The sequence below is a fragment of the Pseudomonas sp. GL-B-26 genome (genome assembly GCF_019947405.1).
Lineage (GTDB): Bacteria > Pseudomonadota > Gammaproteobacteria > Pseudomonadales > Pseudomonadaceae > Aquipseudomonas.
In genome coordinates this window covers 73,688-98,611 of the sequence record NZ_JAGYGJ010000026.1, presented here as the reverse complement: position 1 = coordinate 98,611, position 24,924 = coordinate 73,688, and the positions used below count along the sequence as shown (strand labels likewise).

Below are 24,924 nucleotides of genomic sequence, written 5' to 3'. Positions count from 1 at the left end.
GGGAGGGGCCGGGTGGGCGGGATGACCAGCCGGGCGATGGCGTGAATTCGCAATTGATGATCCAGGTCGAGGACGCCGCCAAGTACGGCGTAGGGCCGGAACTGGCCCAGCGCGGGGTCTGGTTTTACGTGTTTTACCCGTTGATGAGGGCGTTCGACACGATCCTGTTCAATTGCAACGGCCATGTCATCGAACACAGTGTGAGCGTCGAAGAAGCTGCGCAAACTTCTCACCAGAATCCGCTACCGATTCTGGTGGACAATGCCGCCCTTGTTGCCGCTGGCGAGGGGACGGCAGTTCCCTTCTCCTATACGGTCAAGGACTGGATCGGCAACGGTCCTGCCCCGGAACCGTACTCAGTGAACATCCCGTTGTGGGTAAACCTCAAGGGCAACTGGTTCGACAAACCCGTCCTCAGCCCCCAACACGGGCCAGACACCATCGACCTGGGTGAACTCAATGGTCAACCAGTGATCGCCAAGGTACATATCCGCACGCCATGGGCCACAGGCGACACACTGGAACTGACCTGCACCTACCGGAACGCGGATGACAAGGACGTGACCTTGGTGGTGACAAGGGAGGTGAAAGTCGTCCCGCATTTTCCCGAGTTGTCACTGAACAATAGCTACTTTGCCGACGCAAGTGGTTGGCAGATATGGGTGTACTACAAGCAATTGAGAAATGGCCGGGAACTGGGACGCTCTTACTCAACGCCAGTCATGGTGACAGGTAATGCACAGGTTGAGCTGAAGGCACCGTTTCTGGTCGCACCAGCCAAGAACCCGATTGATTCATCTCTTTATCCGGAAGGGGTGACGGTTCGAGTCGAACACCTGACCGCTCAAGAGGGCGACGAAGCGCGGTTGGAGGCGCTCAATGCACTTCCAGGCACACCGGAGTTTGCGACGGTCAAGTTGAACCAGAACAAGCGCGCCAACTTCACGCTTAGCCCCAAGTTGCTCAAAGCACATCGGGGCAGAAACCTCAGACTGCGCTGGGTTCTAATCCGCAAAGGATCGCTGACACGCTCACCCGAGTTACGGCTCAGGATTTCGGCCCCGGTAGAGACCCTGACCTTTGACAATGACCCCTACACCCTCGCCCCGGCAGGCCGGTTTACAGTCAGTCTGGCGCTGGCGAAGAATGGCGTGGATCTACCCGGCGAAACCGTCGAACTGTCCTTGCCAAAAGATTTTACTTTCAGCGACAACGTCGGGGGCAGCCGCCGCTTCGTCACCGACAAAGATGGAAAGATCACTGTAAACGGGGTGAAGGGGCACACGGTGCCCGGCGCTTATTCCTTGACTGCTCTGCATGAAAACCAGACCGTGACTGGCGTTGCGACCGTCAGACCACAAGAATCAGAGGGGATCATTACGGGAATTCCCTACCCTTACAACATCGCAATTAGCCCCGACGGCACCCGAGCTTATATCGTCGGTACATCACATTCCCCTAACTATGGCGCACTCACGGTGGTTGATACCGCCACTCACCAAGTGATTGGCTCCATTGCACTAGGGGGGAATGTGTGCGGTGTTGCAGTCAGTCCGGATAACAGCCGCGTCTATATCACCCGGGGTGGCGCCGGGTCTCTTAACCATCTTTTGACCGTAGTCGATACCACCAACCTCGACATTATTGCCAACGTCCCATTCCATGGTCTTACTCCATTTGGCATTGCCATAAGCCCGGATGGCTCTCGTGCCTATGTTTGTAGCATGGTTTATCCTTTTACCAGCTTTCCCAACGATAGGCTGGCGGTAGTCGATACGGCTCGATTCGAGACCCTCCACACCATAGTCCTTCAAAAGTACGCACTTGAAGTCGCTGTCAGCCCGGACGGTAGTCGTGTCTATGCCGCCAACGCAAATGGCACTGGCGGCTCCAGCGGAACGGTCTCGGTGATTGATACAAGCACCTTTGGCGTGGTCAGCAACATCGAGGTTGGGTCCAATCCGCACGGCATCGTGGTCAGCCGGGACGGCACTCGCATTTATACCGTCAGGACAGAAGGCAGCCTGCTCGTGGTGATCGATGCCCGTACCCATGCAGTCATTCACAACATCCCAATCGGAATTGGCGCGTGGCACTTGGCGCTCAGTCCGGATGGCAAGTCTCTCTGTGCCAGTGAGTGGAATAACGGCAAGGCCATCGTGATAGTCGATACCACGACCTTTAGCGTCCGTCGCATCCCGGTCGGCCGCGACCCTAGAGGTGTAGCCTTCAGCTCGGACAGCACTCGCGTCTATATCTGCAATTTCACGGACAACAATGTTTTGGTTGTCGGGAATTAAAGTAGCAACCCACGATAAGTCCAGAACCAGATGTTTGGAAGAAAGTGGTAGGGAAAAGGGGACGGGGGAAAGGGGACGCATTTATTTACCATTACTTAATGATCGTTCCCCACTCTGCGGGAACGATCAATGCTTAAGAGCCTTCGTCAAAGCCAATAAAAACCCGCCATTCCCTACACAGGAATGGCGGGTTTTGTCGTTTCAGGTCACACCGTATCCACCTTCAACGAATGGTCGTTGAGCATGCCGTTGATGATGGTTGCCGTGTCGGCGCCACCGGCAATGACGCCGCCCGCCCCCGGCGTTACGCCGTAATGGCTGGCCAGGTTCACACCCGCCAGGTCGATGGTTTGATTCGGCGCGGCGCCAGCCATGGCGCTGACGTCGATACTGGTGACCAATGAATCGCCGCTGCCGGTGACTTTGAAGTGCAGGTAATCATCCAGCGACGCCGCAGTGCTGTTTTCCCCTTGCAGCAGTTGCGACAGGTCAAGTTTGTCGATGCCCGGCGTGAAGTCGGTGACCACGTCGTGGCCGCTGTTGCCTTTGAGCCACTGGAAGGTGTCGGCACCGCTGCCGCCGGTGAGGGTGTTGTTGCCCAGCCCGCCGATCAGGAAGTCGTCGCCGTCCCCACCGTTGAGCATGTCGTTACCCAGGCCGCCGTTGATGATGTTGCTGTGGTTATCGCCGGTGAGGCTGTCGTTGAAGTTCGAGCCAGTCAGGTTTTCGATTGCTGTCAGGGTATCGGTCCCGGCGCCCGCAGTGTTCTGCGCCCCGAGCACGCCCAGATTGACCGTAACCCCGGCGGTGGCGTGGGCATAGCTCGCGGTGTCGACGCCGGTGCCGCCGTCGAGCAGGTCGTTGCCCGCACCGCTGTACAGCAAGTCATTGCCGGCGCCGCCGTGCATTTCGTTGTTGCCGGAACCTGCTGTGAGCACGTCGTTGCCGTCGCCTGCGTTGATGACGTTGTTGCCGGTGCCCGCCACCAGTACATCGTCGCCCGCCGTGCCGGTGAGGGTGTGGCCGTCCTGATAGGTGATGGTCACGGCGGCGTTGTCGCTGCCACCATGACTGTCGCTGGCGGTGTAGGTGCCGTGGGCATCTGGCGTGATGTGGGCTCCGGCGTAGTTGACGGTCATGGTCAGCTCGTAGTTTTCCGCCCCCTGCCCGCTGTTGCCCGGACCACCGTTGTCGATGTTGGTGATGTGGATCTGGTAGGTGCTGTCCGACGTTGCGGTGAGGGTTTGCCCGTCCGCGAGGGCGATCCATGCGCCGCCGTTGATTGAGTACTCCATGGCGATATGACCGGCCGCCAGATTGTGATCCAGGTTAAGGGTTTCACCCTGTTTGAGGTCGACGGTGATGCGGTCGTCATCGTGGGTGTTGCTGCTTACCGGTCCCAGCGCCCCGCTGACGACCAACACCGCCGTCATGGCTGCCGTATTGGCGACGAATGCACTGCGGGCGAGGGTCACCGCCTGCTCGTTACCGCCGATGAAGCTGAAGTTTTGAATGGTGCCGGTGAAGTCCGCGCCTTTGGCAATCCAACCGGTGTTGACGGTTGTCGGCGACGCGGTCAGCGGATCGCCATTCGGATCGGTGTCGTTGGCCAGCAACAATTCGCCTGGCACCACGACACTGCCCGACAGCACGTTGGTGATGATGTGGTCATCGACCGCCACCGGTGGCGCGTTCGCAATGACTGGGTCCGTCAACGTCGAACTATTGTTCACGTCGATGGTGATGGTGGTGGTCCTCTCGTCGCCATCGCCATCGCGCAAGGTGTAGGTGAACACGTCGGTCGCACCGGGATCGTTCACGGCGTCCGGGTTGCTGTGATAGACCGCGTTGCCCGCTGCATCCAGCGTCAGGTAACCGTAGGTGCCATTGATCTGGCTGTTCAGGCCGCCGATGGCCGAGGTCGATGTGTCTGAACCGGCACGCACGCCGACCACCCCACCCCCATCGGCATCGCCGAAGTCGTTCGCCAGCACGTTACCACTGACGATGCCGCCCTCCGCTACCGAGACTGCGTCGGGGTTGGCGGTCGGCAGGTCATCGACAATGTTCACCACGATGGTACTGGTGGTGCTGTTGCCCAAGGCATCGGTGGCTTGGTAAGTGAAACTTTCGCTGAGGGTGTTCTCGCCATCGTCGGCGTGCGGCGTGGTGCTGGGCGCCGAGGTCAGCGTGTAGGTGTAGGAGCCATCGGGATTGAGCAGGATTTGCCCGTAGGTGCCAGTGGCGCTGCCGACCAGGGTGTAGGTGATCGCACCGGTGGCACCGGTGACGGAGCCGACCAGGGTGCCACTGGCGGTTTCAGCCGTGAGGCCCGGCTGACTCCCGGTAACGGTGCCCGCCGCCAGATCCTGGCCATCCTGGTTCAGATCGAGGGCTTTTTCGTAGACGGTTACGTCGCTGTCGCTGACCGCTGTGATGCCGCTGTTGTGCACGTCGATGGTGATGGTGGTGGTGCTTTGGTCGCCATCGGCATCGCGCACGGTGTAGGTGAACGTGTCGGTCGCGCCAGGGCCGCTCACGGCGTTCGGGTTGCTGTGGTACACGGCGTTGCCGTTGGCGTCCAGCGTCAGGTAACCGTAGGTGCCATTGATCTGAGTGTTCAGACCGCCAACGGCCGAGGTCGAGGTGTCTGAGCCGGCACGCACACCGACCACTGCACTACCTGCGGCGAGACCATCGGCACCGCCGACGTCGTTCCACAGCACGTTGCCACTGACGGTGCCGCCTTCAGCGACCGAAGCCTCGTCGGCATGAGCGGTCGGCAGGTCATCGACGATGTTGACCACGATGGTGCTGGTGGTGCTGTTGCCCAGGGCGTCAGTGGCTTGGTAGGTGAAACTTTCGCTCAGGGTGTTCGGCCCGTCATTGGCGTTCGGCGTGGTGCTGGCCGGCGACGTCAGCGTGTAGGTGTAGGAGCCATCGGGATTGAGCAGGATCTGCCCGTAGGTGCCGGTGGCGCTGCCGACCAAGGTATAGGTGATCGCACCGACCGCGCCGCTGACCGAACCGACCAGGGTGCCGCTGGCGGTTTCGCCGGTATTGCCCGGCAGGCTGCCGGTGACGGTGCCGGGCGCCAGATCCTGGCCATCCTGGTTCAGGTCGAGGGCTTTTTCGTAGACGGTCACGTCGTTGTCGCTGACCGCTGTGATGGCGCTGTTGTGCACGTCGATGGTGATGGTGGTGGTGCTTTGGTCACCGTCGGCATCGCGCACGGTGTAGGTGAACGTGTCGGTCGCCCCGGGGCCGCTCACGGCGTTCGGGTTGCTGTGGTAGACGGCGTTGCCGTTGGCATCCAGCGTCAGGTAACCGTAGGTGCCATTGATCTGGCTGTTAAGGCCGCCGATGGCCGAGGTCGAGGTGTCTGAGCCGGCACGCACACCGACCACCGCGCCTCCTGCGGCGAGGCCATCGGCGCCGCCGACGTCGTTCCACAGCACGTTGCCACTGACGGTGCCGCCCTCCACTACCGAGACCGCGTCGGGGTTTGCGGTCGGCAGGTCATCGACAATGTTGACCACGATGGTGCTGGTGGTGCTGTTGCCCAAGGCATCGGTGGCTTGGTAAGTGAAGCTTTCGCTCAAGGTGTTGGCGCCGTCGTTCGCCTGCGGCGTGGTGCTTGGCGGCGAGGTCAGCGTGTAGGTGTAGGAGCCATCGGGATTGAGCAAGATCTGCCCGTAGGTGCCGGTGGCGCTGCCGACCAGGGTGTAGGTGATCGCACCGACCGCGCCCGTGACGGAGCCGACCAGGGTGCCACTGGCGGTTTCGCCGGTATTCCCCGGCAGACTGCCGGTGACGGTGCCGGGCGCCAGATCCTGGCCATCCTGGTTCAGGTCGAGGGCTTTTTCGTAGACGGTCACGTCGTTGTCGCTGACCGCTGTGATGCTGCTGTTGTGCACGTCGATGGTGATGGTGGTGGTGCTTTGGTCGCCATCGGCATCGCGCACGGTGTAGGTGAACGTGTCGGTCGCGCCGGGGCCGCTCACGGCGTTCGGGTTGCTGTGGTACACGGCGTTGCCGTTGGCATCCAGCGTCAGGTAACCGTAGGTGCCATTGATCTGAGTGTTCAGACCGCCAACGGCCGAGGTCGAGGTGTCTGAGCCGGTACGCACACCGACCACTGCACTACCTGCGGCGAGACCATCGGCACCGCCGACGTCGTTCAACAGCACGTTGCCACTGACGGTGCCGCCTTCGGCGACCGAAGTCTCGTCGGCATGAGCAGTCGGCTGGTCATCGACGATGTTGACCACGATGGTGCTGGTGGTGCTGTTGCCCAGGGCATCGGTGGCTTGGTAGGTGAAGCTTTCGCTCAAGGTGTTGGCGCCGTCGTTCGCCTGCGGCGTGGTGCTTGGCGGCGAGGTCAGCGTGTAGGTGTAGGAGCCATCGGGATTGAGCAAGATCTGCCCGTAGGTGCCGGTGGCGCTGCCGACCAGGGTGTAGGTGATCGCGCCGGTGGCACCGGTGACGGAGCCGACCAGGGTGCCACTGGCGGTTTCGCCGGTATTGCCCGGCAGGCTGCCGGTGACGGTGCCGGGCGCCAGATCCTGGCCATCCTGGTTCAGGTCGAGGGCTTTTTCGTAGACGGTCACGTCGTTGTCTCTGCCCGCTGTGATGCTGCTGTTGTGCACGTCGATGGTGATGGTGGTGGTGCTTTGGTCACCGTCGGCGTCGCGCACGGTGTAGGTGAACGTGTCGGTCGCGCCGGGGCCGCTCACGGCGTTCGGGTTGCTGTGGTAGACGGCGTTGCCGTTGGCATCCAGCGTCAGGTAACCGTAGGTGCCATTGATCTGAGTGTTCAGACCGCCAACGGCCGAGGTCGAGGTGTCTGAACCGGCACGCACGCCGACCACCGTCCCCTCGACGGCGAGGCCATCGGCGCCGCCAACGTCGTTCAACAGCACGTTGCCACTGACGGTGCCGCCCTCCGCGACCGCGGTCGAGTCGGAGTTGGCGGTCGGCAGGTCATCGACGATGTTGACGTTGATTTGCCCGGTCGCCGAACTGCCGTCCGTATCGGTGGCGACGACGCCGAAATTCTCGGTGATGCTGTTGGCGCCGTCACCGTCCGGATGGGTTTCATTGTCGTTGAGGGTGTAGCTGTAACTCACAACCCCCGTGGCCGGGTTGTAGCCGGTGACGGTCAGGGTGTTGCCCAACGGGGTGGTGATCGATTGCGGGAAGCCTGCGGCAACGCCACCGCTGATCACGTTGATCCCTCCGATGCTCAGGCTGGTCAGCCCGTCAGGAGCCGACACGCTGAACGTGCCGGTCTTGGTCAGTGCCCCAGGGTTGGGGGCCGAACCGTCGGCCAGGTTGGCCTCATTGACGGTCAGTTCGCCCCCTGTCACCGACAGACCGGTGAGGGTGACCGGATTGTTCGGCACATCAGGAACAACCGGTGCCAAAGGAAGAACCGGTGCCACAGGAACATCGCCTGACCCTCCTGCACCGCCTGCACCGCCTGCACCGTTGTCGCCGTTGTCGCCGTTGTCCGGGTTTCCGGCCAGCCGTTCCAGGGGAAATTCGGGAATGCCGTTGAAACCTGCGGTAGGAAAACCAACGGTCGGATCGACCTGCCCGCCCACCTCTTCAAGCATGACAAACGTGTGGCCGCCGCCCAGTGCACCAGGTGCGCCGCTCGAACCCGGCCCGGCCGCCGTGGCTTCAGCAGTCTGGGTCGGGTCGTCGCCGGCAGCGATCGCTTTCTGCAGTTGCTCGACATCGGTCAATTGCGCCTGAGTCGGCGTCACCGCTTCAGCGGTGTCTACATGGGGTGCCTGATGCGCGAGTAACTGAGACGTCATCTCCATACTGCTGCCACGCCCGAGGGTCAGTTCCTGGCCATTCTGCAGATGCACTGCCACCGCGCCTTCGGCCCCGGTGACCAGTTGATCGCCGGCGAATAACCGGTCCCCCTCGACCAGCGCGCGTCGGGTGCCATCGCTCGCAACCGCGAACACCTGACCAATGACCTTACTGACAATACCGATGAGCGTAGCCATGTGCACTTCCTCCGCTGCCAACCGCTGTCGGCATCCTGTTTTTGCGAAGAACGTGCTCCTGGCTCCAACGGGTTGCCTGGCGGAATCGCCTGCTGGCAGCAATTACTTGAAGTAAGCCGCTGCCCTGGCGCCGTTCTCGCCAAGCGTGCCGCTCGCGGGCGACGTGTCTGCTGCGGGATAAAAAACCCTATGCAATCAATGGCATCGGGATCCAATTGCGCAACAAGTCGCCCTTTGAGCGATGCGTAACGGTTTTGATCCACCAAAGTGACAAAAAACCGTCACCTCAAAACCGTCCGCTTCCCTCCCCTCCAGCACTTCCCCGCCCTATATCGATATGTGGTTTGGAACTTTCCTCAAGCCCTGTCAAGCGCCCTAACGCTCATAAATCAAGGGCTTTCGGAGTGAACAATGTGCTGGATTTTGCGGAGCGCATAAGTTTTTTTTGGCATAAGCCTTATGAAAAATTCTTCTATGGTTTTCCCCAAAATGTTCTTAGCTCTGTTGTTACAAGCATGAAACGGTTTTCACTATAAATGCCGTCAAATATTTGGCGACTAATAATAAGCACCATTAGGAATCAGGGAGAGGCACCCATGCGCGTATTAACCCCGCTCTGCAGCGCAATTCTGTTGGCCATGGCCTGCACTTCTCAGGCTCAAGCCATGTCATTGACGGAGGCAATCCAGAGCACCATCGCGACCCATCCGGAACTGGCGTCGCGTGTAGACAGCCGCCTCTCGGCCGATGAGCAAGTGAAAGTCGCCAAGGGGGGCTTTTACCCATCGGTTGATCTGAATGCCGCCTACGGGCGCGGGTACAGCGATAACACCAACACCCGGGCATTAGGCAATCACCACACCGAAATCCTGACATACACCCAATCGGAATTGCGTCTGCGGCAGATGCTCTTCGATGGTTTCAATACCGCCAACGAAGTCCAGCGCACCAAAGGCGTGGTCAATTCCCGGGCCTATTACGCTCAGGGCACTGCTCAGGATCTGGCCCTGCGCACCATCGAGGTCTACCTCGATGTGCTCAAGCACCGCGAACTGGTGACCTTGGCCAAGAACAATCTGCAAGCTCACATGCGGGTCAACGATCAGATCGGTCTGCGCACCCAGCGTGGTATCGGCAGCACCGCCGACGCCGACCAGTCCGTCGCTCGCCGGGCACTGGCGCAAAACAACCTCGATACCGCTGAAGTCAATCTGGCGGATGCCGAGTCGAACTTCTACGCCGTCGTGGGGCGCCTGCCCGATGAGCTCGAAACGCCGCCGTCGACTCGCGGCGAACTGCCCGCCACCCTGCAGGAAGCCCAGCAAGGCATGGTGGAAAACAACCCGTACCTGAAATCCGCCCAGGCCGATGTGCAATCGGCCGAGAGCCAGTACGAAGTTGCCAAGTCGCCGTTCTACCCTCGCTTCGACGCCGAAGCCGCCGTGGGTGCGAACAACAACGTGCAGGGCGATGAAGGCCACGACAACGAATGGCGAGTCGGCGTAGTGATGAACTACAACCTGTTCCGCGGTGGCAGCGACAAGGCTCGCCTGGCCTCCAATGCGCACCAGATCAACCAGGCAATGGACATCCGCAACAATGCCTTGCGCCAACTCAACGAGAACATTCACCTGGCCTGGAACGCCATGGTCAATGCCAAGAAACAAACCCCGACCGCCCTCGAATACGCGGATACCAGCCGACGCGTGCGCGTGGCTTATCAGGACCAGTTCGGCCTCGGTCAACGCACCCTGCTCGACCTGCTGGACAGTGAAAACGAGCTCTACAACGCCAACCGCCGCTACACCGAAGTGCGCTACACCGAGGAGTTCTCGATGTACCGCGTGCTGGCGAACATGGGTCAGTTGCTGAGCAAACAACGGGTGGTGTTGCCCGCCGATGCGATCGCCTCCACGGAAGTAAAAAACGAAGCCCGTTTGCCTGAACTCAAGTAACCCCTGTAGGAGCTGCCGAAGGCTGCGATCTTTTGATCTAGATCCTGAAAAAAACAAGATCAAAAGATCGCAGCCTGCGGCAGCTCCTACCGGGAGATGTGTAGATACCTATGCCAATTGCCGCAGCGCAACGGGAGCGATCAATGTGACCAGCATGGAACCCGGCAACATCGGTGTCGATCCGCGCCTGAGCTTCGATGACCCGCTTCTGGACGGTCTGTTGATTCTCTGCAAACTCCACGGCGCGACGGTCAGTCGCGCCAGCCTGAGTGCCGGGCTGCCCCTGAACAAACAACGCTTGAGCCTGGATCTGCTGCCTCGCGCAGCGGCCCGGGCCAGTTTGCAGGCGCGATTGCTGCGCCGGGAACTGGCGGATATTTCTGCCCTCAACCTGCCTGTGATGCTGATCCTCAAGAACGGCCGTACGGCCGTTCTGCGACGCTTGGGCGATGACGGGCAGTTGCTGATTTTGCCGAGCGAAGCCGACGGCGGTGAGCAATGGGTCAGCACGGACGAGCTGGCCGCCAATTACAGCGGCCAGGCCTTGTTCGCGCGGCCACGGCATGAACTCGAAGACTTGCGCGCGCCGTTGGTGCCGCGAGTCGAGGCGTGGTTTCGCGACACGTTGAAGTTGTCGAAGTGGTTGTACAGCGATGCGATTCTGGCGAGTTTTCTGATCAACCTGCTGGGGCTGATGGTGCCGCTGTTCGTGATGCAGACCTACGACCGGGTGGTGCCGAACCAGGCCACGTCGACGTTGTGGGTGCTGTCCATCGGCTTGCTGATCGGCACCGGTTTCGAACTGGTGTTGCGGGTGGTGCGCGCGCACCTGCTGGACACCGCCGGGAAGAAAACCGACGTGATTCTTTCGGCCACGTTGTTCGAACGCATCACCGGCATGGCGATGAAAGCGCGGCCGGCAACCATCGGTGGTTTTGCCCAAAGCATTCACGACTTTCAGGGCCTGCGGGAATTCCTCACCGCCGTGACCCTCACCAGCCTGATCGACCTGCCCTTTGCCGTGCTGATGCTGGTGGTGATCGGCCTGCTCGGCGGCTGGCTGGTGGTGATTCCGGTACTGGCGTTTCCGATCACGATCATCTTCGCGATGGTGATCCAGGTGCGCCTGCGCGACACCGTACAGAAAAGCCTGACCCTGGGCGCCGAACGCCAGGCGCTGCTGATCGAAACCCTCGGCGGCCTGGAAACCCTCAAGGCCTGCAGCGCCGAAAGCGAACGCCAGCATAAATGGGAAAGCACCCACGGCGCCCTCACCCGCCTCGACAGCCATGCGCGCAACCTCTCGGCGCTGGCCACCAATGGCACGCTGTTCATCCAGCAATTCTGCGGCATGGCAACCATCGTCGCCGGGGTCTACAGCATCATCGCCGGCAACCTCAGCGTCGGCGCGCTGGTGGCGACCTACATGCTCGGCAGCCGGGTGCTCGCGCCGCTGGGGCAGATTGCCGGTTTGATCACGCGCTATCAGCAAGCGCAACTGACCATGAAAAGCACCGATGCGCTGATGTCCTTGCCGCAGGAACGCGACGCCAAACAACGGCCGCTTGAACGCACGCAACTGCAAGGCGCGATAGACGTCAGCAGTGTGACGTTCCACTACAACGGCCAGAACGGTCCAGCCCTGGCCAACATCAGCTTCAGCGTAAAACCCGGCGAGCGGATCGGCATCATCGGTCGCAGCGGCTCAGGCAAAAGTACGTTGGCGCGGCTGGTGATGGGTTTCTACGCACCGGAAGAAGGCCAGTTGCTGCTCGACGGCCTGGACTTGCGGCAACTGGACGTCGCCGACCTGCGCCAGCAAATCGGTTACGTCGCCCATGACCTGCCGCTGTTGGCCGGCAGCCTGCGCGACAACCTGACCCTCGGGGCACGCTACATCAGCGATTCACGGATGCTCGAAGTCGCCGAACTGACCGGCGTCACCGAGCTGGCGCGTCAGCATCCGCAAGGCTTCGACCGGCCGGTGGGTGAACGCGGACAACTGCTGTCCGGCGGGCAACGTCAGGCGGTGTTGCTGGCCCGTGCCTTGTTGCTGGATCCGCCGATCATGTTGCTCGACGAACCCACCAGCGCCATGGACAACAGCAGCGAAGACATTCTGCGACAAAAACTCCACCGCTGGGTCCAGGGCAAAACCCTGCTGCTAGTCACCCACCGCACCTCGATGCTCAGCCTGGTGGATCGGCTGGTGGTGCTGGACAACGGGCGGATCGTCGCCGACGGTCCGAAAGAAGCGGTCATCGATGCACTGCGCAAGGGCCGTGTCGGCTCTGCGGCTGTCTAGGAGCTAGCCATGGCCCGTTCATCATCCGACGCATCGCGCTCTGATTCGAAGCCGCGCGGCTACTTTGGCAGCTTCAGCAAAAGCGCCGAAAGCGAATTCATGCCGGAAACCGCCGGCGCCTCGTTGCAGGACTCACCACGCTGGTCGCGGATCACCGTGTGGCTGGCGGCCGCGCTGATTATCACGGCGGTGGTCTGGGCCAAATTTGCGGTGCTGCAGGAAGTGACCATGGGCGAAGGCAAGGCGATTCCGTCGAGCAAGGTTCAAGTGATCCAGAACCTGGAGGGCGGCATCGTCACTGAGATCTTCGTGCGCGAAGGGCAAATGGTGAACAAGGGCGACACCTTGCTGCGCCTCGATGACACTCGATTCCTGTCGAACAAGGGCGAAAGCGAGGCGGATCGTTATGCGCTGATCGCGCAGGTCGAACGGCTGTCGGCCGAAGCGGAAGGCCGGCCATTCAAGCTGTCCCCCGAAGTGATCGCCAAGGCGCCGCAAGTGGCCGAAGACGAGCGCTCGCTGTACGAGCAACGGCAACGTCGACTGGCCAGCGAACAGCGCACCTTGAGTGAGCAACTTCGGCAAAAAACCCAGGAGCTGGCGGAGTTCCGCTCCAAACAGGGCCAATTCAGTTCAAGCCTGGCGCTGCTGCAACAAGAAATGAACATGTCCGCGCCACTGGTGGGCACGGGGGCGGTTTCGCCGGTGGAAATTTTGCGACTCAAACGCAGCGCGGTGGAGATTCGCGGCTCCTTGAACGCCACGACGCTGGCGATTCCCCGTGCGGAATCGGCGATCAATGAGATCAGAAGCAAGATTGATGAGTCGGAACAATCCTTCCGCTCCGACGCGGCGAAAGAGCTGAATGAAAAACGCACCGACCTGTCGAAAATCACGGCATCGAGCATTGCTATCGATGACCGCGTAACCCGCACCACGGTGGTGTCGCCGGTTCACGGGATTATCAAAGTGCTGAAGGTCAACACCATCGGCGGCGTGGTCCAGCCAGGCAGCGACATGGTGGAAATCGTGCCCATTGAAGACAACTTGCTGATCGAAGCCAAGGTCCGGCCGCAGGACGTGGCGTTTCTGCATCCGGGGCAGAAAGCGATGGTCAAGTTCAGTGCTTACGACTACACGATTTATGGCGGGTTGACTGCGAAGCTGGAGTTGCTTGGCGCGGACACGATTACGGATGACAAGGGCAACAGCTTCTACCTGATTCAGGTGAGGACGGATAAAAACCATTTGGGCGGCGATGTGAAACCGTTGTTGATCATTCCGGGGATGGTGGCGACGGTGGACATCATTACCGGGGAGAAAAGTGTGTTGGATTACTTGCTCAAACCGGTGCTCAAGGCCCGGACCGAAGCGATGCGGGAACGCTAAACCGACGCGATCCCTGTGGCGAGGGAGCTTGCTCCCGTTGGGCTGCGAAGCAGACCCAAACCCAACACCTCGGTGTATCAGGGATATCGTGCTGGCAGGTTTCGGGAGCGCTTCGCACTCCAGCGGGAGCAAGCTCCCTCGCCACACGTGGTCATTTGTTGTGATTGCGCTGATAGACCTCCTCCCCCATCGCTGCGATCTGCCCCTCGATCAACGCTTCGAACGGTCGTAGCAACGGTTCGAAAGTGCTCGGTGCTTCGAGGGTCTGCAACGCCTGAACAATTGCCTCCACCGTCGACAACGCGCCCGGCCCCGGTGCTTTGCGCAATCGATATCTCGACACCGCGCCCTCTGCCAACGTCACCCTCGGCAGCGCCGCCAGCAGCGGGTTGAGGTGCAGCATCTTGCGCGCCTTGCGCCAGGTGCCGTCCGGGACGACCAGCAAAAGCGGTTCATCTGACGCGGTATAAGCCTGCAACGGCTGCGCATCATCGGCAGGAAACAGCAGCCGCGCCTGATAACCCGGCTGGTTCAACAATGCCGGCAAATCCTCGAACACCTCGCCCACTATCAACTCGGCATTCATCAACCCCAATGCCGCCAAGCGCGCGGTGTTCAGCGCATGGTTCACTTCGCTCGGATGCTGCAACAACAGCACTCGGGTGCGGCTGTCGAGGCTCGGAATCAGCGGGCACAAACAGTGAGTTTGCGGGCGCAGGCAGCGCGGACATTGGATTCTGGACATTGCGTCTTTTTCCTTTAAGCGGCCTGATTCAGTTGCGCTTTGAGCAAATCGCGGAAGGTCTGGATCAGCGGTTCGCGGCTGCGACCACGACGCACGATCATCGAAAACGGCGCCTGATAACCGAAAGTCGCCGGCAGCAGCACCCGCAAATCACCCTTGTCAGCCCACGCCTGGGCGTAGTGCTCCGGCAGGTAGCCGATGTAGGCACCGGACAGCACCAGAATCAGCTGCGCCTCCATACTTTCCACCGTCGCCGCACTGTGTTTGAAACCGTGGCGCGCCAGTTCCGCCTGGCTCCAGTAGCCGCGGCCAACCATGCGTTGCTGAGTGATGACTTGCTCGGGAATACGCCGCTCGGTGAACAGCGGATGACGACTGCTGCAATACAGCCAGTGTTGCTCGCGGTACAGCGGCATGTAGACCAGACCGCTCATGCGCGTGGAGAACGCGCCGATGGCCAGGTCGAGGCGGTTGTCCTGCACGCCGAGTTGCAGCTCGTAAGGGCTCATCACCGAGAGGTGCAAATGCACGGCCGGGTGTTCCTGACTGTAAGCGCCAATGGCTTCAGCGAAGGGCAAGGCCTTGTCGCTGACGGTGGAGTCGATCACCCCCAGGTTGAGGGTGCCGCGCAGTTCGCCCTTGAGGGCGGCAGCGTATTGCTCGAAGCCTTCGAGTTCGCCGAGCAGGCGCAGGGTTTCCTGGTGAAACAGCTCGCCTTTGCTGGTCAGGCTGAAACCACCGCGGCCGCGATGGCAGAGGACCAGGCCGAGGGCGGCTTCGAGCTGGCTCATGTAAGTGCTGATGGCCGAGGTCGAGAGGTTGAGCTCTTGCTGGGCGTTGGCAAACCCCTGATGGCGAACCACGCTGACGAAGATGCGTAAAAGTTTCAGGTCGGGTAATGCGTTGGCCATGGGGGCTCCCGCTAGATGATGTGTTGTCTGTTGGAAACACCCCTCACCCCAACCCTCTCCCCAGAGGGTAGAGGGAGCTGACCGAGGTGTTCTCTCGGGATCCTGCGAGCTGAACTACCGAGTCGAACTCAGTTTTGAAGACGATGAAGATCGGCTCCCTTTCCCCCTCTCCCCTCTGGGGCGGTCCGACGCTTCGGGAGGGCTGGGGTGAGGGGTCGTTCTTGAGCCGGTCACAAATCTCAATGCCGCAAAGTCTAATCCCCCTCCAGCCATTAGTTTAGAAAAATCTGAACTAAGTATTTGTCCGTAGCGATTCTTCCCGCCCACTACATTTCGCAGAATCGGCCCCTAATACAAAAAAGATGAGGCCTGAACCCGTGGACAAGATTCTTCACCAACCACTGGGCGGCAATGAAATGCCGCGCTTCGGCGGCATCGCCACCATGATGCGACTTCCCCATGTGCCAACCGCTGCCGGTCTGGATGCTGCCTTCGTTGGCGTCCCACTGGACATCGGCACCTCGCTGCGCCCAGGCACCCGTTTCGGACCTCGCGAAATCCGCGCTGAATCGGTGATGATCCGCCCTTACAACATGGCCACCGGCGCTGCACCGTTCGACTCGCTGTCGGTTGCCGACATCGGTGACGTGGCGATCAACACGTTCAACCTGCTGGACGCGGTACGGATCATCGAAGAGTCCTACCACAAAATCCTCGAACACAATGTGATCCCCCTGACCCTCGGCGGCGATCACACCATCACCCTGCCAATCCTGCGTGCGATTCATAAGAAGCACGGCAAGGTCGGCCTGGTGCACATCGACGCTCACGCCGATGTGAACGATCACATGTTCGGCGAGAAAATCGCCCACGGCACCACCTTCCGTCGCGCTGTCGAAGAAGGCCTTCTGGATCCGGACCGCGTGGTGCAAATCGGTCTGCGCGCTCAGGGCTACACCGCTGACGACTTCAACTGGAGCCGCAACCAGGGCTTCCGTGTGGTTCAGGCCGAAGAGTGCTGGCACAAATCCCTGGCCCCACTGATGGCCGAAGTTCGCGAGAAAGTTGGCGGCGGTCCGGTGTACTTGAGTTTCGACATCGACGGCATCGATCCAGCGTGGGCGCCAGGCACCGGCACCCCGGAAATCGGCGGCCTGACGACCATTCAGGCGATTGAAATCGTTCGCGGCTGCCAAGGCCTCGACCTGGTCGGTTGCGATCTGGTAGAAGTCTCGCCCGCTTACGACACCACCGGTAACACCTCGCTGCTGGCCGCCAACCTGCTGTACGAAATGCTCTGCGTACTGCCTGGCGTAGTCCACCGCTGAGGATTGGTCGTGAACGAACGTGATCAGGTACTCCAGGCCGCTGCCGATCTGGTAGCCGCCTTCGCCCGTAATGATCGCGAAGCCTACTTCGGTGCGTTCAGCACCGACGCGAGCTTCGTGTTCTACACCCTCGAGCAGCCCCTGCTGTCGCGCGATGCCTATCAGGCGTTGTGGGACACCTGGCGCTCGGAGGATGGCTTCGAGGTGATCTCGTGCACCTCAAGCAACGCCTTCGTCAGCCTGCAGGGTGACGTGGCGATTTTCATCCATGACGTGGCCACCGAGCTGCGCATGCAAGGGGAGCAACACTTCAGCCAGGAGCGCGAGACGATTGTGTTTCGCCGACAACAACAAGGCCTATGGCTGGCCTGCCACGAACATTTGTCCGCGATGCCGGAAGGGCTGCCAACCCCTTAGCCAAACAGGTGACGCTCACACACGATGAGCGCGCCTTTATGATCGGAGCTGATCATGAATAACAACAACAAAGACCAAAGCCTTACGCACATTGAAACCTACGGGGTCGAACAGATCCCGGACAGTGAACGCACCGCAGGCCCGACGGATTTGTTCCGGATGATCTTTGGTGGTTCCAACACTTTTGCTACCGCCGTGCTCGGCAGTTTCCCGGTACTGTTCGGCCTGTCTTTTCAGGCGGGCGTCTGGGCGATTGTGCTGGGCGTGTTGCTGGGCTCGCTGATCCTTGCGCCAATGGGCCTGTTCGGCCCGATCAATGGCACCAACAACGCCGTGTCTTCCGGTGCGCACTTCGGCGTGCACGGGCGGATCGTCGGTTCGTTTCTGTCGCTGTTGACCGCCATCGCCTTCTTCTCGCTCTCGGTGTGGAGTTCGGGTGATGCGCTGATCGGTGGCGCCAAGCGCTTGATCGGTCTTCCGGAAACCGACCTGACCCTGGGCCTGGCCTACGGTCTGTTCGCGATCCTGGTGCTAACCGTGTGCATCTACGGTTTCCGCTTCCTGCTGTGGGTCAACAAGATCGCGGTGTGGAGTGCCAGTCTGTTGTTCCTGCTGGGCATCTTCGCCTTCATCGGTCCGTTCGATGTGAACTACGCCGGCACCGTCAGCATGGGTCAACCGGGTTTCTGGGCGGCCTTTATCGGCGCGGCGCTGGTCGCGATGAGCAACCCGATTTCCTTCGGCGCGTTCCTCGGTGACTGGTCGCGTTACATCCCGCGTGACACCTCCAAGCGCCGCATCATGGCGGCGGTGGTGATCTCGCAAATCGCAACCTTTATCCCGTTCCTGTTCGGCCTCGCCACCGCCACCATCGTAGCGATCAAGGCACCGGACTACATCGCCGCCAACAACTACGTCGGCGGCCTGCTGGCCGTTTCGCCGAGCTGGTTCTTCCTGCCGGTGTGCCTGATCGCGGTGATCGGCGGCATGTCCACCGGCACCACCTCGCTCTATGGCACCGGGCTGGACATGTCCAGCGTGTTCCCTCGTGTGCTGTCGCGGGTCAAGGCCACGCTGCTGATCGGCGTGATGTCGATTGCCTTCATCTTCATCGGTCGCTTCGCCGCGAACCTGGTGCAGAGCGTATCGACCTTCGCTGTGCTGATCATCACCTGCACCACCCCGTGGATGGTGATCATGATCATCGGTCTGCTGGTGCGTCGCGGCTTCTACTGCCCGGATGACCTGCAAGTGTTCACCCGCGGCGAGAAAGGTGGTCGTTACTGGTTCACGCACGGCTGGAACTGGCGTGGGCTGGGTGCCTGGATCCCGAGTGCTGCGGTGGGCTTGTGCTTTGTGAACCTGCCGGGGCAGTTCGTGGGTCCGCTCGGTGAACTGGCCGGCGGCATCGACATCAGCTTGCCGGTCACCCTTGGCCTGGCGTCGCTGGTGTACCTGGCGCTGCTGAGCCTGTTCCCGGAATCGGCCGCGGTGTTCGGTCCAAACGATCCACGCAGCAAGGGTGCCAGCACCATCACGAAATCTGAATTACGTCAGCCGGCTTGAAACCGCTTCCCCTGTGGGAGCGAGCCTGCTCGCGAAGACGGCGGCACATTCAACATCAATGTGACTGATAGACCGCTTTCGCGAGCAGGCTCGCTCCCACAGTGAGCAGCTCCACAGAACCATCTTTGTTTCACCATAAAAAAGACAATCGGAGACACGCCATCATGGCATTGGATTTATTCGTCGTACTCATCTACGCCGCCGCGATGCTGATACTCGGCTACTACGGCATGCGCAAGGCCAAGACCAACGAAGACTTTTTGGTCGCCGGTCGTAACCTCGGCCCGAGCCTGTACATGGGCACCATGGCCGCAACCGTTCTGGGCGGCGCATCTACCGTCGGCACCGTGCGCTTGGGCTACGTCCATGGCATCTCCGGTTTCTGGCTCTGCGCGGCCCTCGGTTGCGGGATCGTGGCGCTGAACCTGTTCCTCGCCAAACCGCTGCTGAAACTGAAAATCTACACCGTTACCCAGGTGCTGGAAAAACGCTACAACCCGATGGCCCGCTCCGCGAGCGCGGTGATCATGCTGGCGTATGCGCTGATGATCGGCGTGGTCTCGATCCTGGCCATTGGCACCGTGCTGCAAGTGCTGTTCGACCTGCCGTTCTGGCTGTCGGTATTGGTCGGCGGTGGCGTGGTGGTGATTTATTCGGCGATCGGCGGCATGTGGTCCCTGACCCTGACCGACATCGTCCAGTTCGTCATCAAGACCGTGGGCCTGATGTTCATCCTGTTGCCAATCTGCCTGTACCGCGTCGGTGGTTGGGATGAGTTGGTGTTGAAACTGCCGGCAACCGCCTTCAGCTTCACCACGATTGGCTGGGACACCATCATCACCTACTTCATGATCTACTTCTTCGGGATCCTGATCGGCCAAGACATCTGGCAGCGTGTGTTCACCGTCAAGAGCGCCAAGGTGGCTCAGGTCGCCGGTACATTCGCAGGCTTCTACTGCATCCTTTACGGACTGGCCTGCGCCCTGATCGGCATGGCCGCCCATGTGCTGATCCCGGACCTGGACAACGTCAACAACGCCTTCGCCGCCATCGTCAAACTGTCCCTGCCGGACGGTATCCGTGGCCTGGTGATCGCCGCTGCCCTGGCGGCCATGATGTCCACCGCCAGCGCCGGCCTGCTCGCCGCCGCCACCACCCTGACCGAAGACCTGCTGCCGAAACTGCGCGGCGGTAAACAGTCGACGCTGGGCATCAACCGCCTGTTCACCCTGTTGACCGGCATCGTGGTACTCGGCATCGCTCTGGTCGTGAATGACGTGATCAGCGCCCTGACCCTGGCGTACAACCTGTTGGTGGGCGGCATGCTGATCCCGCTGATCGGTGCGATTTTCTGGAAACGCGCAAACACCGCTGGCGCTATCGCCAGCATGGGCATGGGCTTCGCCACAGCGTTGGTGTTCATGTTCAAAGACGGTCTGGATGCCAACACTCCGATCTACTACAGCCTCGGCGTAGGTCTGGTGAGTTTCGTGGTAGTCAGCTTGCTGTCCCCTCGCCCTGCAGTGGTGGCCAGCGCCGCCTAAGCTGAACATAACGACTTGATGCTTTCTTCGACGGGTGTGGCGTCGGTTGCCACACCCGTTTTTTTTCGTCTGAAGGAAACTGCTTATGAAGATCGTCAGCCGCGATCAGTGGTTCGAGGTGAAACAGCTCAGTGACGGCATTCGCCTGATTCACGAGCCTTACATCCGCCCCTTCTATCGTTGCAACCTCTGGCACATCCAGGGGCGCGACAAAGACTTGCTGCTCGACAGCGGTTCCGGGCTGGTCAGCCTGCGCGAGCAACTGCCATGGATCACCGAACGGCCGCTGGTCGCCGTGGCCAGTCATTGCCATTTCGACCACATCGCCGGGCACCACGAATTCCCTGAGCGGCTGGTGCATCCGGCTGAAGCGGACATCCTCGCCGCACCCGACGGCGACAACGATTTGAGCAAAGCCTTTGTCGGCGACGACATGTTCGAAGCGCATCCCGATTGCCCGTTGTGCTACGCCGAATACCGGGTCAAAGCTGCGCCAGCCACTGGCCTGATCGAAGAAGGCGACGTGCTGGATCTGGGCAACCGCACGCTGCAAGTGCTGCATACGCCGGGGCATTCACCGGGCGGCATCAGCCTGTATGAAGCGGCGACCGAGACCCTGTTCAGCGGCGACATCATCTACGACGGGCCGTTGATCGAAGACGCCTACCACTCCAACCTCGACGACTACGCCCGCAGCCTGCAGCGTTTGCGCGAGTTGCCGATCCGCACGGTGCATGGCGGGCATTTCGGAAGTTTTTCCGGAGAGCATTTGCGCACGATGATTGACGAGTGGCAGCGCTTGCACGCCTGAAGCCTGCTGGAGAGTCAGGACGGCGAATGACTTGAGCCGGTTTTTGACGGAGATCGGAAGGCACTAAGCCCGCCCACTCTCTTGAATTCGCCTGGGTCCCTGTAGCAGCTGCCGAGTACCGCGAGGCTGCGTTCGGCGGCGAAGCCGTCGTGAATTCAGACGATGCGGTGTGTCAGGAAAATCCTGCACGCAGGGTTTACGCCTGCTCCGCAGCCGAACGCAGCCTCGCGGTGCTCGACAGCTGCTACAACAACGGCTGCGTTACGTTTACCGGCGGCGCTGCTGGCGTCGGCGTTGTTCGTCGTCAGTGCGAATAGGCACAGGTTGCAGAGGCGGTTCGATCAAACCGAGTGCAACACCCAAGTCGTGCAGCCAGTTTTGGATTTTCTCTTTCATGGTGCCCCCTTCAGGGTAGTGCCGAGTGGCCAAAATTCTGTAGCCACTTCGCACTGATAATAGTCCGAAGTCCTACGCAATGCTCGCCCAAAGTCGCAATGATCTGTTACTGAATTGATCAAAATACCTGACCGATAGTTCAAGCCATCGCCCGAGCCTGACTCGGCGCCGACGGATAGACCAATTGTTGCTGCTCAAGCCAGGCGTTCAAGTTCGCCCCAACCATGCCTTTGCGCCACATCAGCCACGTGGTGGCACTGGCAAATGGCTCGGCCAACGGATGCACCGCCACGCTTTCGCGGCCCGGCAGGCTGGCGAGCATCGACTCTGACATCAGCGCCACGCCTGAGCCGGCGATCACGCAAGCGAGCATCCCCGGATAAGACTCGATTTCCATCGCCCGGCCCATGGCCGCGTGGTAATGGGAGAACCAGGCTTCCAGGCGCATCCGGTAGGAACAACCCTGCCGAAAAGTGAACACCGAGCGCCCTTCCACATCCAGCGCGCTGAGGATCGGCGGGTGATCAGCCTCGCTGATCAGCACCAGCCGTTCATCGCACAACGGCACGCCGTCGAGCCCGGCCAGTTCCAGCGGACCGTCCACCAACGCCGCATCGAGGCGACCGGTGAGCAAACCTTCAAGCAATTCGCCGCTCGGCCCGGACTGCACTTGCAGATTCACCGCCGGATAAGTGCGGTGATAACGCGCCAACAACCCCGGCAAATGAATCGCCGCCGTGCTGTACATAGTACCGAGTACGAAGTCCCCGGCCGGTTGCCCGCCTTGCACCGCCGCTTGAGCTTCGTCGCGCAGATTGAACAGCTTGGCGGTGTAGTCCAGCAGGACTTTTCCTGCAGGCGACAACTGCAAACGCTGACGTTCACGCACGAACAGCTCTACGCCGAGTTGCTCTTCCAACTGTTTAAGCCGGGTCGACAGGTTCGATGGCACCCGGTGCAGGCGTTCGGCAGCGCGGGTGATGGAACCCTCCTCCGCTACCGCCTGGAAAATTCGCAATTGGCTGAACTCCACGCCATTCTCCAAATCAGAACAAGTTACTCACTATTATTCATTTTAAAAGAAAGTCAATCAGTCCTAGCCTGACGGTCATTGATCCTCTGCTGGAATTCAGACCATGTCCCCTCTGATTCGCTTACTCGCCAGTTTCATCGCCCTGATGATGGCCATGGGCATCGGGCGTTTCGCCCTCACGCCTCAGTTGCCGCACCTGCTCAGCGAAGGTCAGATCGACCTGACCGCCGCCGGTCTGATTGCCGCAGCCAACTACCTTGGCTACTTCGTTGGCGCAGTGGACGCGATGTTCTCTCGCCGCCCCGAGCAAGTCCGCCGGCGTTTGCTGGGTGGTTTATGGCTCTGTGTATTGCTGACGTTGGCCTCGTTCTGGGCCAACGGGTTTTGGTCCCATCTGGTGCTGCGGTTCGGCACCGGCGTGGCCAGCGCCTGGGTGCTGGTGATGATCACTGCGTTGAGCCAGCCACTGGCCGCGGCGGCCGGTCGCCCACGGCTTGGTGCCCTGGTATTTGCCGGACCGGGTTTGGGGATTTTTCTGACGGGCTTGCTGGCCTTGGGATCGAACCTGCTGGGGCAGACTTCTGCAGCCTTGTGGCTGGTGTATGCCGGCGTCGGGCTGGCGATGCTGCTGGGGATTCTGCCGTTCCTGCCGCAACCGGTCATGACCGTGGCCGCCACTCCCAGCGTCGCTGGCTCGGGTAATCATGGCATCGGCCGTTTAGGCGTGGTCTATGGGCTGTACGGTTTGGGCTACATCATTCCGGCCACTTTCCTCTCGCAAATGGCCAACGCGCAGTTCCATGGCCGATGGCAGGCCGATCTGTTCTGGCCTTGCTTCGGCCTTGCTTCGGCCATCGGGGTGGTGCTGGTGAGTCTGCGTCGACAACACCCGCAGGGCACTCGCTATTGGCTGATGGCGACGTTGTGGCTGCAAGCCGCCGGGGTCTTCGCCTGCTTGTTGGGCAGCGGCCCAGGCCTGGCCTTGGGCGTGATCCTCTGCGGCACGCCGTTCCTTGCCTGCATGCAATTGGTGATGCAACGTTCCCGGGAACTGGCGCCCCACGCCACCCAGCGCAACGCCGGGCTGCTGACGGCGTGCTTTGCGGTGGGCCAGCTCAGCGGGCCGTTGCTGGCCGCATTGAGCAGCCACTTCAGCGGTGGTTTGCAGCCCGCGCTGGTGTTCGCCGGCAGCGGTTTGATTGTCGCTGGCGGTCTGCTATTGCGTCCGGTCAGCTCTGCCCAAGGGCTTTGCGCAAGCGACGGCGCACCCACTGCTCAGCGCTGACAAACGTGATGCCCAACAACACCAGCACCGCGCCGACAACAAAGTTGAAGCTCAGCTCTTCGCCCAGCAGCACCACGCCGAACGTGACGCCGAACAGCGGCGTCATGAACGAAAACACCGCCAGGTTCGCCGCCAGATAACGGCGCAACAGCCAGAACCAGGTCAAGTAACTGAAGAACGACACCACCAATCCCTGGAACAACACACTGGCCACCGCCACGGTGGTCAGGCTGACGTGAGTGACCTGGCCGCTGAGGATGGCGATCAGCAACAACCCAACGAAACCGACAATCAATTGATAGAACAGCGTCAGGGTCACCGGCGCTTCCGACAGGCGCGAAGCGCGCACCACCACCGTCGTTGCCCCCCATGACGCGCCAGCCAGCACGCCCAGCGCATCGCCCATCAACATGCGGTGATCGAGGTTGTCCCACGACACCCCGCCGGCAAAGGCGATGGCGATCCCGACGAAGGCGAGGAAAATCCCCAGCCACTGGACCGGTCTTAAACGCTCGCTCGGCAACAGCCAATGAACGCCCAATGCGGTGAAGATCGGCGCGGTGTAAAGGAACACCGACATGTGCGCAGCCGTGGTCAGCTGCAGGCCTTCGGAAATGAAGAAGAACTCCAGGCCAAAAAGCGCGCCAGCCAGTAGTCCACCGCGCCAGGTGTTGCCCACTTGATCCCAGCCGCCCTTCCAGCAGATCAACAGTCCTACGAGCAACGCGGAAATACCCGAGCGCCCGGCGGCCTGCATGACCGGCGCGATGTCTGGCGCCGCCCACTTGATCATCACCTGCTGAACCCCCCAGATCAGGCACAACCCAATCATCACTTGCAGGGCAAACCCATCGGCGCTGCGCCGGGTGGCGCTCACCGGAACACCTCGACAACACAAAACATGGCAGTCACTCGA

17 protein-coding genes are annotated in these 24,924 nt (G+C 60.9%); 11 read left to right on the top strand and 6 right to left on the bottom strand.

Annotation, left to right across the window (positions count from 1 at the left end; all coding sequences use genetic code 11):
• The coding region (locus tag KGB23_RS18100; RefSeq protein WP_223432052.1) for a YncE family protein at nt 1-2,300 on the top strand (2,300 nt) is incomplete at its 5' end.
• Nucleotides 2,301-2,506: 206 nt separating this feature from the next.
• Here KGB23_RS18100 and KGB23_RS18095 read toward each other — a convergent pair.
• Nucleotides 2,507-8,323 (bottom strand): retention module-containing protein, encoded by a 5,817-nt coding sequence (locus KGB23_RS18095; protein WP_223432051.1) that lies wholly within the window; start codon nt 8,321-8,323, stop codon nt 2,507-2,509.
• 596 nt (nt 8,324-8,919) lie between these two features.
• On the opposite strand from KGB23_RS18095, the gene KGB23_RS18090 reads away from it, so the two are divergent.
• The 3 genes from KGB23_RS18090 (at nt 8,920) to KGB23_RS18080 (ending at nt 13,972) form a co-directional block, all read left to right on the top strand.
• Nucleotides 8,920-10,278: a TolC family outer membrane protein gene (locus KGB23_RS18090; protein WP_223432050.1), complete on the top strand. Its 1,359-nt coding sequence runs from the start codon at nt 8,920-8,922 to the stop codon at nt 10,276-10,278.
• Nucleotides 10,279-10,423: 145 nt separating this feature from the next.
• Nucleotides 10,424-12,583 carry a type I secretion system permease/ATPase gene (locus KGB23_RS18085; RefSeq protein ID WP_223432049.1) on the top strand — a complete coding sequence of 720 codons (2,160 nt, stop codon included), beginning with the start codon at nt 10,424-10,426 and terminating at the stop codon, nt 12,581-12,583.
• A gap of 9 nt (nt 12,584-12,592) precedes the next feature.
• A complete protein-coding gene (locus tag KGB23_RS18080; protein ID WP_223432048.1) occupies nt 12,593-13,972 on the top strand; it encodes an HlyD family type I secretion periplasmic adaptor subunit in 1,380 nt (459 codons plus the stop codon).
• A 151-nt stretch (nt 13,973-14,123) separates the two neighbouring features.
• On the opposite strand, the gene KGB23_RS18075 is transcribed toward KGB23_RS18080, so the two are convergent.
• Nucleotides 14,124-14,717, bottom strand: coding sequence for a tRNA-uridine aminocarboxypropyltransferase (locus KGB23_RS18075; protein WP_223432047.1), 594 nt, complete (start codon nt 14,715-14,717; stop codon nt 14,124-14,126).
• Nucleotides 14,718-14,731: 14 nt separating this feature from the next.
• Nucleotides 14,732-15,628: a LysR family transcriptional regulator gene (locus KGB23_RS18070; protein WP_008153227.1), complete on the bottom strand. Its 897-nt coding sequence runs from the start codon at nt 15,626-15,628 to the stop codon at nt 14,732-14,734.
• 377 nt (nt 15,629-16,005) lie between these two features.
• Here KGB23_RS18070 and speB point away from each other — a divergent pair, with 377 nt between their 5' ends.
• The 6 genes from speB to KGB23_RS18040 all read left to right on the top strand — a co-directional run bounded on the left by speB (nt 16,006) and on the right by KGB23_RS18040 (nt 21,611).
• On the top strand, nt 16,006-16,956 hold the full coding sequence (gene speB / locus KGB23_RS18065) for an agmatinase (RefSeq protein ID WP_008153224.1): 951 nt from the start codon (nt 16,006-16,008) through the stop codon (nt 16,954-16,956).
• A gap of 9 nt (nt 16,957-16,965) precedes the next feature.
• The gene (locus KGB23_RS18060) at nt 16,966-17,373 is read left to right on the top strand and encodes a YybH family protein (RefSeq protein ID WP_223432046.1); all 408 of its coding nucleotides are present in this window, start codon (nt 16,966-16,968) and stop codon (nt 17,371-17,373) included.
• A gap of 54 nt (nt 17,374-17,427) precedes the next feature.
• Nucleotides 17,428-18,939: a purine-cytosine permease family protein gene (locus KGB23_RS18055; RefSeq protein ID WP_223432045.1), complete on the top strand. Its 1,512-nt coding sequence runs from the start codon at nt 17,428-17,430 to the stop codon at nt 18,937-18,939.
• 164 nt (nt 18,940-19,103) lie between these two features.
• Nucleotides 19,104-20,483: a sodium:solute symporter gene (locus KGB23_RS18050; RefSeq protein ID WP_046048105.1), complete on the top strand. Its 1,380-nt coding sequence runs from the start codon at nt 19,104-19,106 to the stop codon at nt 20,481-20,483.
• 85 nt (nt 20,484-20,568) lie between these two features.
• The gene (locus KGB23_RS18045; protein WP_150655036.1) at nt 20,569-21,294 is read left to right on the top strand and encodes an MBL fold metallo-hydrolase; all 726 of its coding nucleotides are present in this window, start codon (nt 20,569-20,571) and stop codon (nt 21,292-21,294) included.
• A gap of 149 nt (nt 21,295-21,443) precedes the next feature.
• Complete coding sequence (locus KGB23_RS18040; protein ID WP_223432054.1) at nt 21,444-21,611, top strand: hypothetical protein; 168 nt, start codon at nt 21,444-21,446, stop codon at nt 21,609-21,611.
• Here KGB23_RS18040 and KGB23_RS30235 read toward each other — a convergent pair.
• Together KGB23_RS30235 and ptrR are read right to left on the bottom strand one after the other, a co-directional pair.
• Entirely contained in the window at nt 21,562-21,690 is a 129-nt protein-coding gene (locus KGB23_RS30235) for a PA1414 family protein (protein WP_007914492.1), read from the bottom strand. The two genes, KGB23_RS18040 and KGB23_RS30235, sit on opposite strands and share 50 nt — an antisense overlap.
• Before the next feature lie 139 nt (nt 21,691-21,829).
• Nucleotides 21,830-22,723: a putrescine utilization regulator PtrR gene (gene ptrR, locus KGB23_RS18035; protein ID WP_056742691.1), complete on the bottom strand. Its 894-nt coding sequence runs from the start codon at nt 22,721-22,723 to the stop codon at nt 21,830-21,832.
• Nucleotides 22,724-22,826: 103 nt separating this feature from the next.
• Between ptrR and KGB23_RS18030 the strand changes: the two genes are divergently transcribed.
• Nucleotides 22,827-24,008 carry an MFS transporter gene (locus tag KGB23_RS18030; protein WP_223432044.1) on the top strand — a complete coding sequence of 394 codons (1,182 nt, stop codon included), beginning with the start codon at nt 22,827-22,829 and terminating at the stop codon, nt 24,006-24,008.
• Here KGB23_RS18030 and KGB23_RS18025 read toward each other — a convergent pair.
• On the bottom strand, nt 23,953-24,885 hold the full coding sequence (locus tag KGB23_RS18025; RefSeq protein ID WP_046048101.1) for a DMT family transporter: 933 nt from the start codon (nt 24,883-24,885) through the stop codon (nt 23,953-23,955). The genes KGB23_RS18030 and KGB23_RS18025 overlap by 56 nt on opposite strands.
• Between the last annotated feature and the right edge of the window lie 39 nt (nt 24,886-24,924).

Bases quoted from the DNA above. Each gene is read 5' to 3' on its own strand.
- KGB23_RS18090 (WP_223432050.1), top strand. From the start codon at position 8,920: ATGCGCGTATTAACCCCGCTCTGCAGCGCAATTCTGTTGGCCATGGCC.
- KGB23_RS18045 (WP_150655036.1), top strand. From the start codon at position 20,569: ATGAAGATCGTCAGCCGCGATCAGTGGTTCGAGGTGAAACAGCTCAGT.
- KGB23_RS18080 (WP_223432048.1), top strand. From the start codon at position 12,593: ATGGCCCGTTCATCATCCGACGCATCGCGCTCTGATTCGAAGCCGCGC.
- KGB23_RS18030 (WP_223432044.1), top strand. From the start codon at position 22,827: ATGTCCCCTCTGATTCGCTTACTCGCCAGTTTCATCGCCCTGATGATG.
- KGB23_RS18070 (WP_008153227.1), bottom strand. From the start codon at position 15,628: ATGGCCAACGCATTACCCGACCTGAAACTTTTACGCATCTTCGTCAGC.
- KGB23_RS18075 (WP_223432047.1), bottom strand. From the start codon at position 14,717: ATGTCCAGAATCCAATGTCCGCGCTGCCTGCGCCCGCAAACTCACTGT.
- KGB23_RS18055 (WP_223432045.1), top strand. From the start codon at position 17,428: ATGAATAACAACAACAAAGACCAAAGCCTTACGCACATTGAAACCTAC.
- KGB23_RS18050 (WP_046048105.1), top strand. From the start codon at position 19,104: ATGGCATTGGATTTATTCGTCGTACTCATCTACGCCGCCGCGATGCTG.
- KGB23_RS30235 (WP_007914492.1), bottom strand. From the start codon at position 21,690: ATGAAAGAGAAAATCCAAAACTGGCTGCACGACTTGGGTGTTGCACTC.
- KGB23_RS18095 (WP_223432051.1), bottom strand. From the start codon at position 8,323: ATGGCTACGCTCATCGGTATTGTCAGTAAGGTCATTGGTCAGGTGTTC.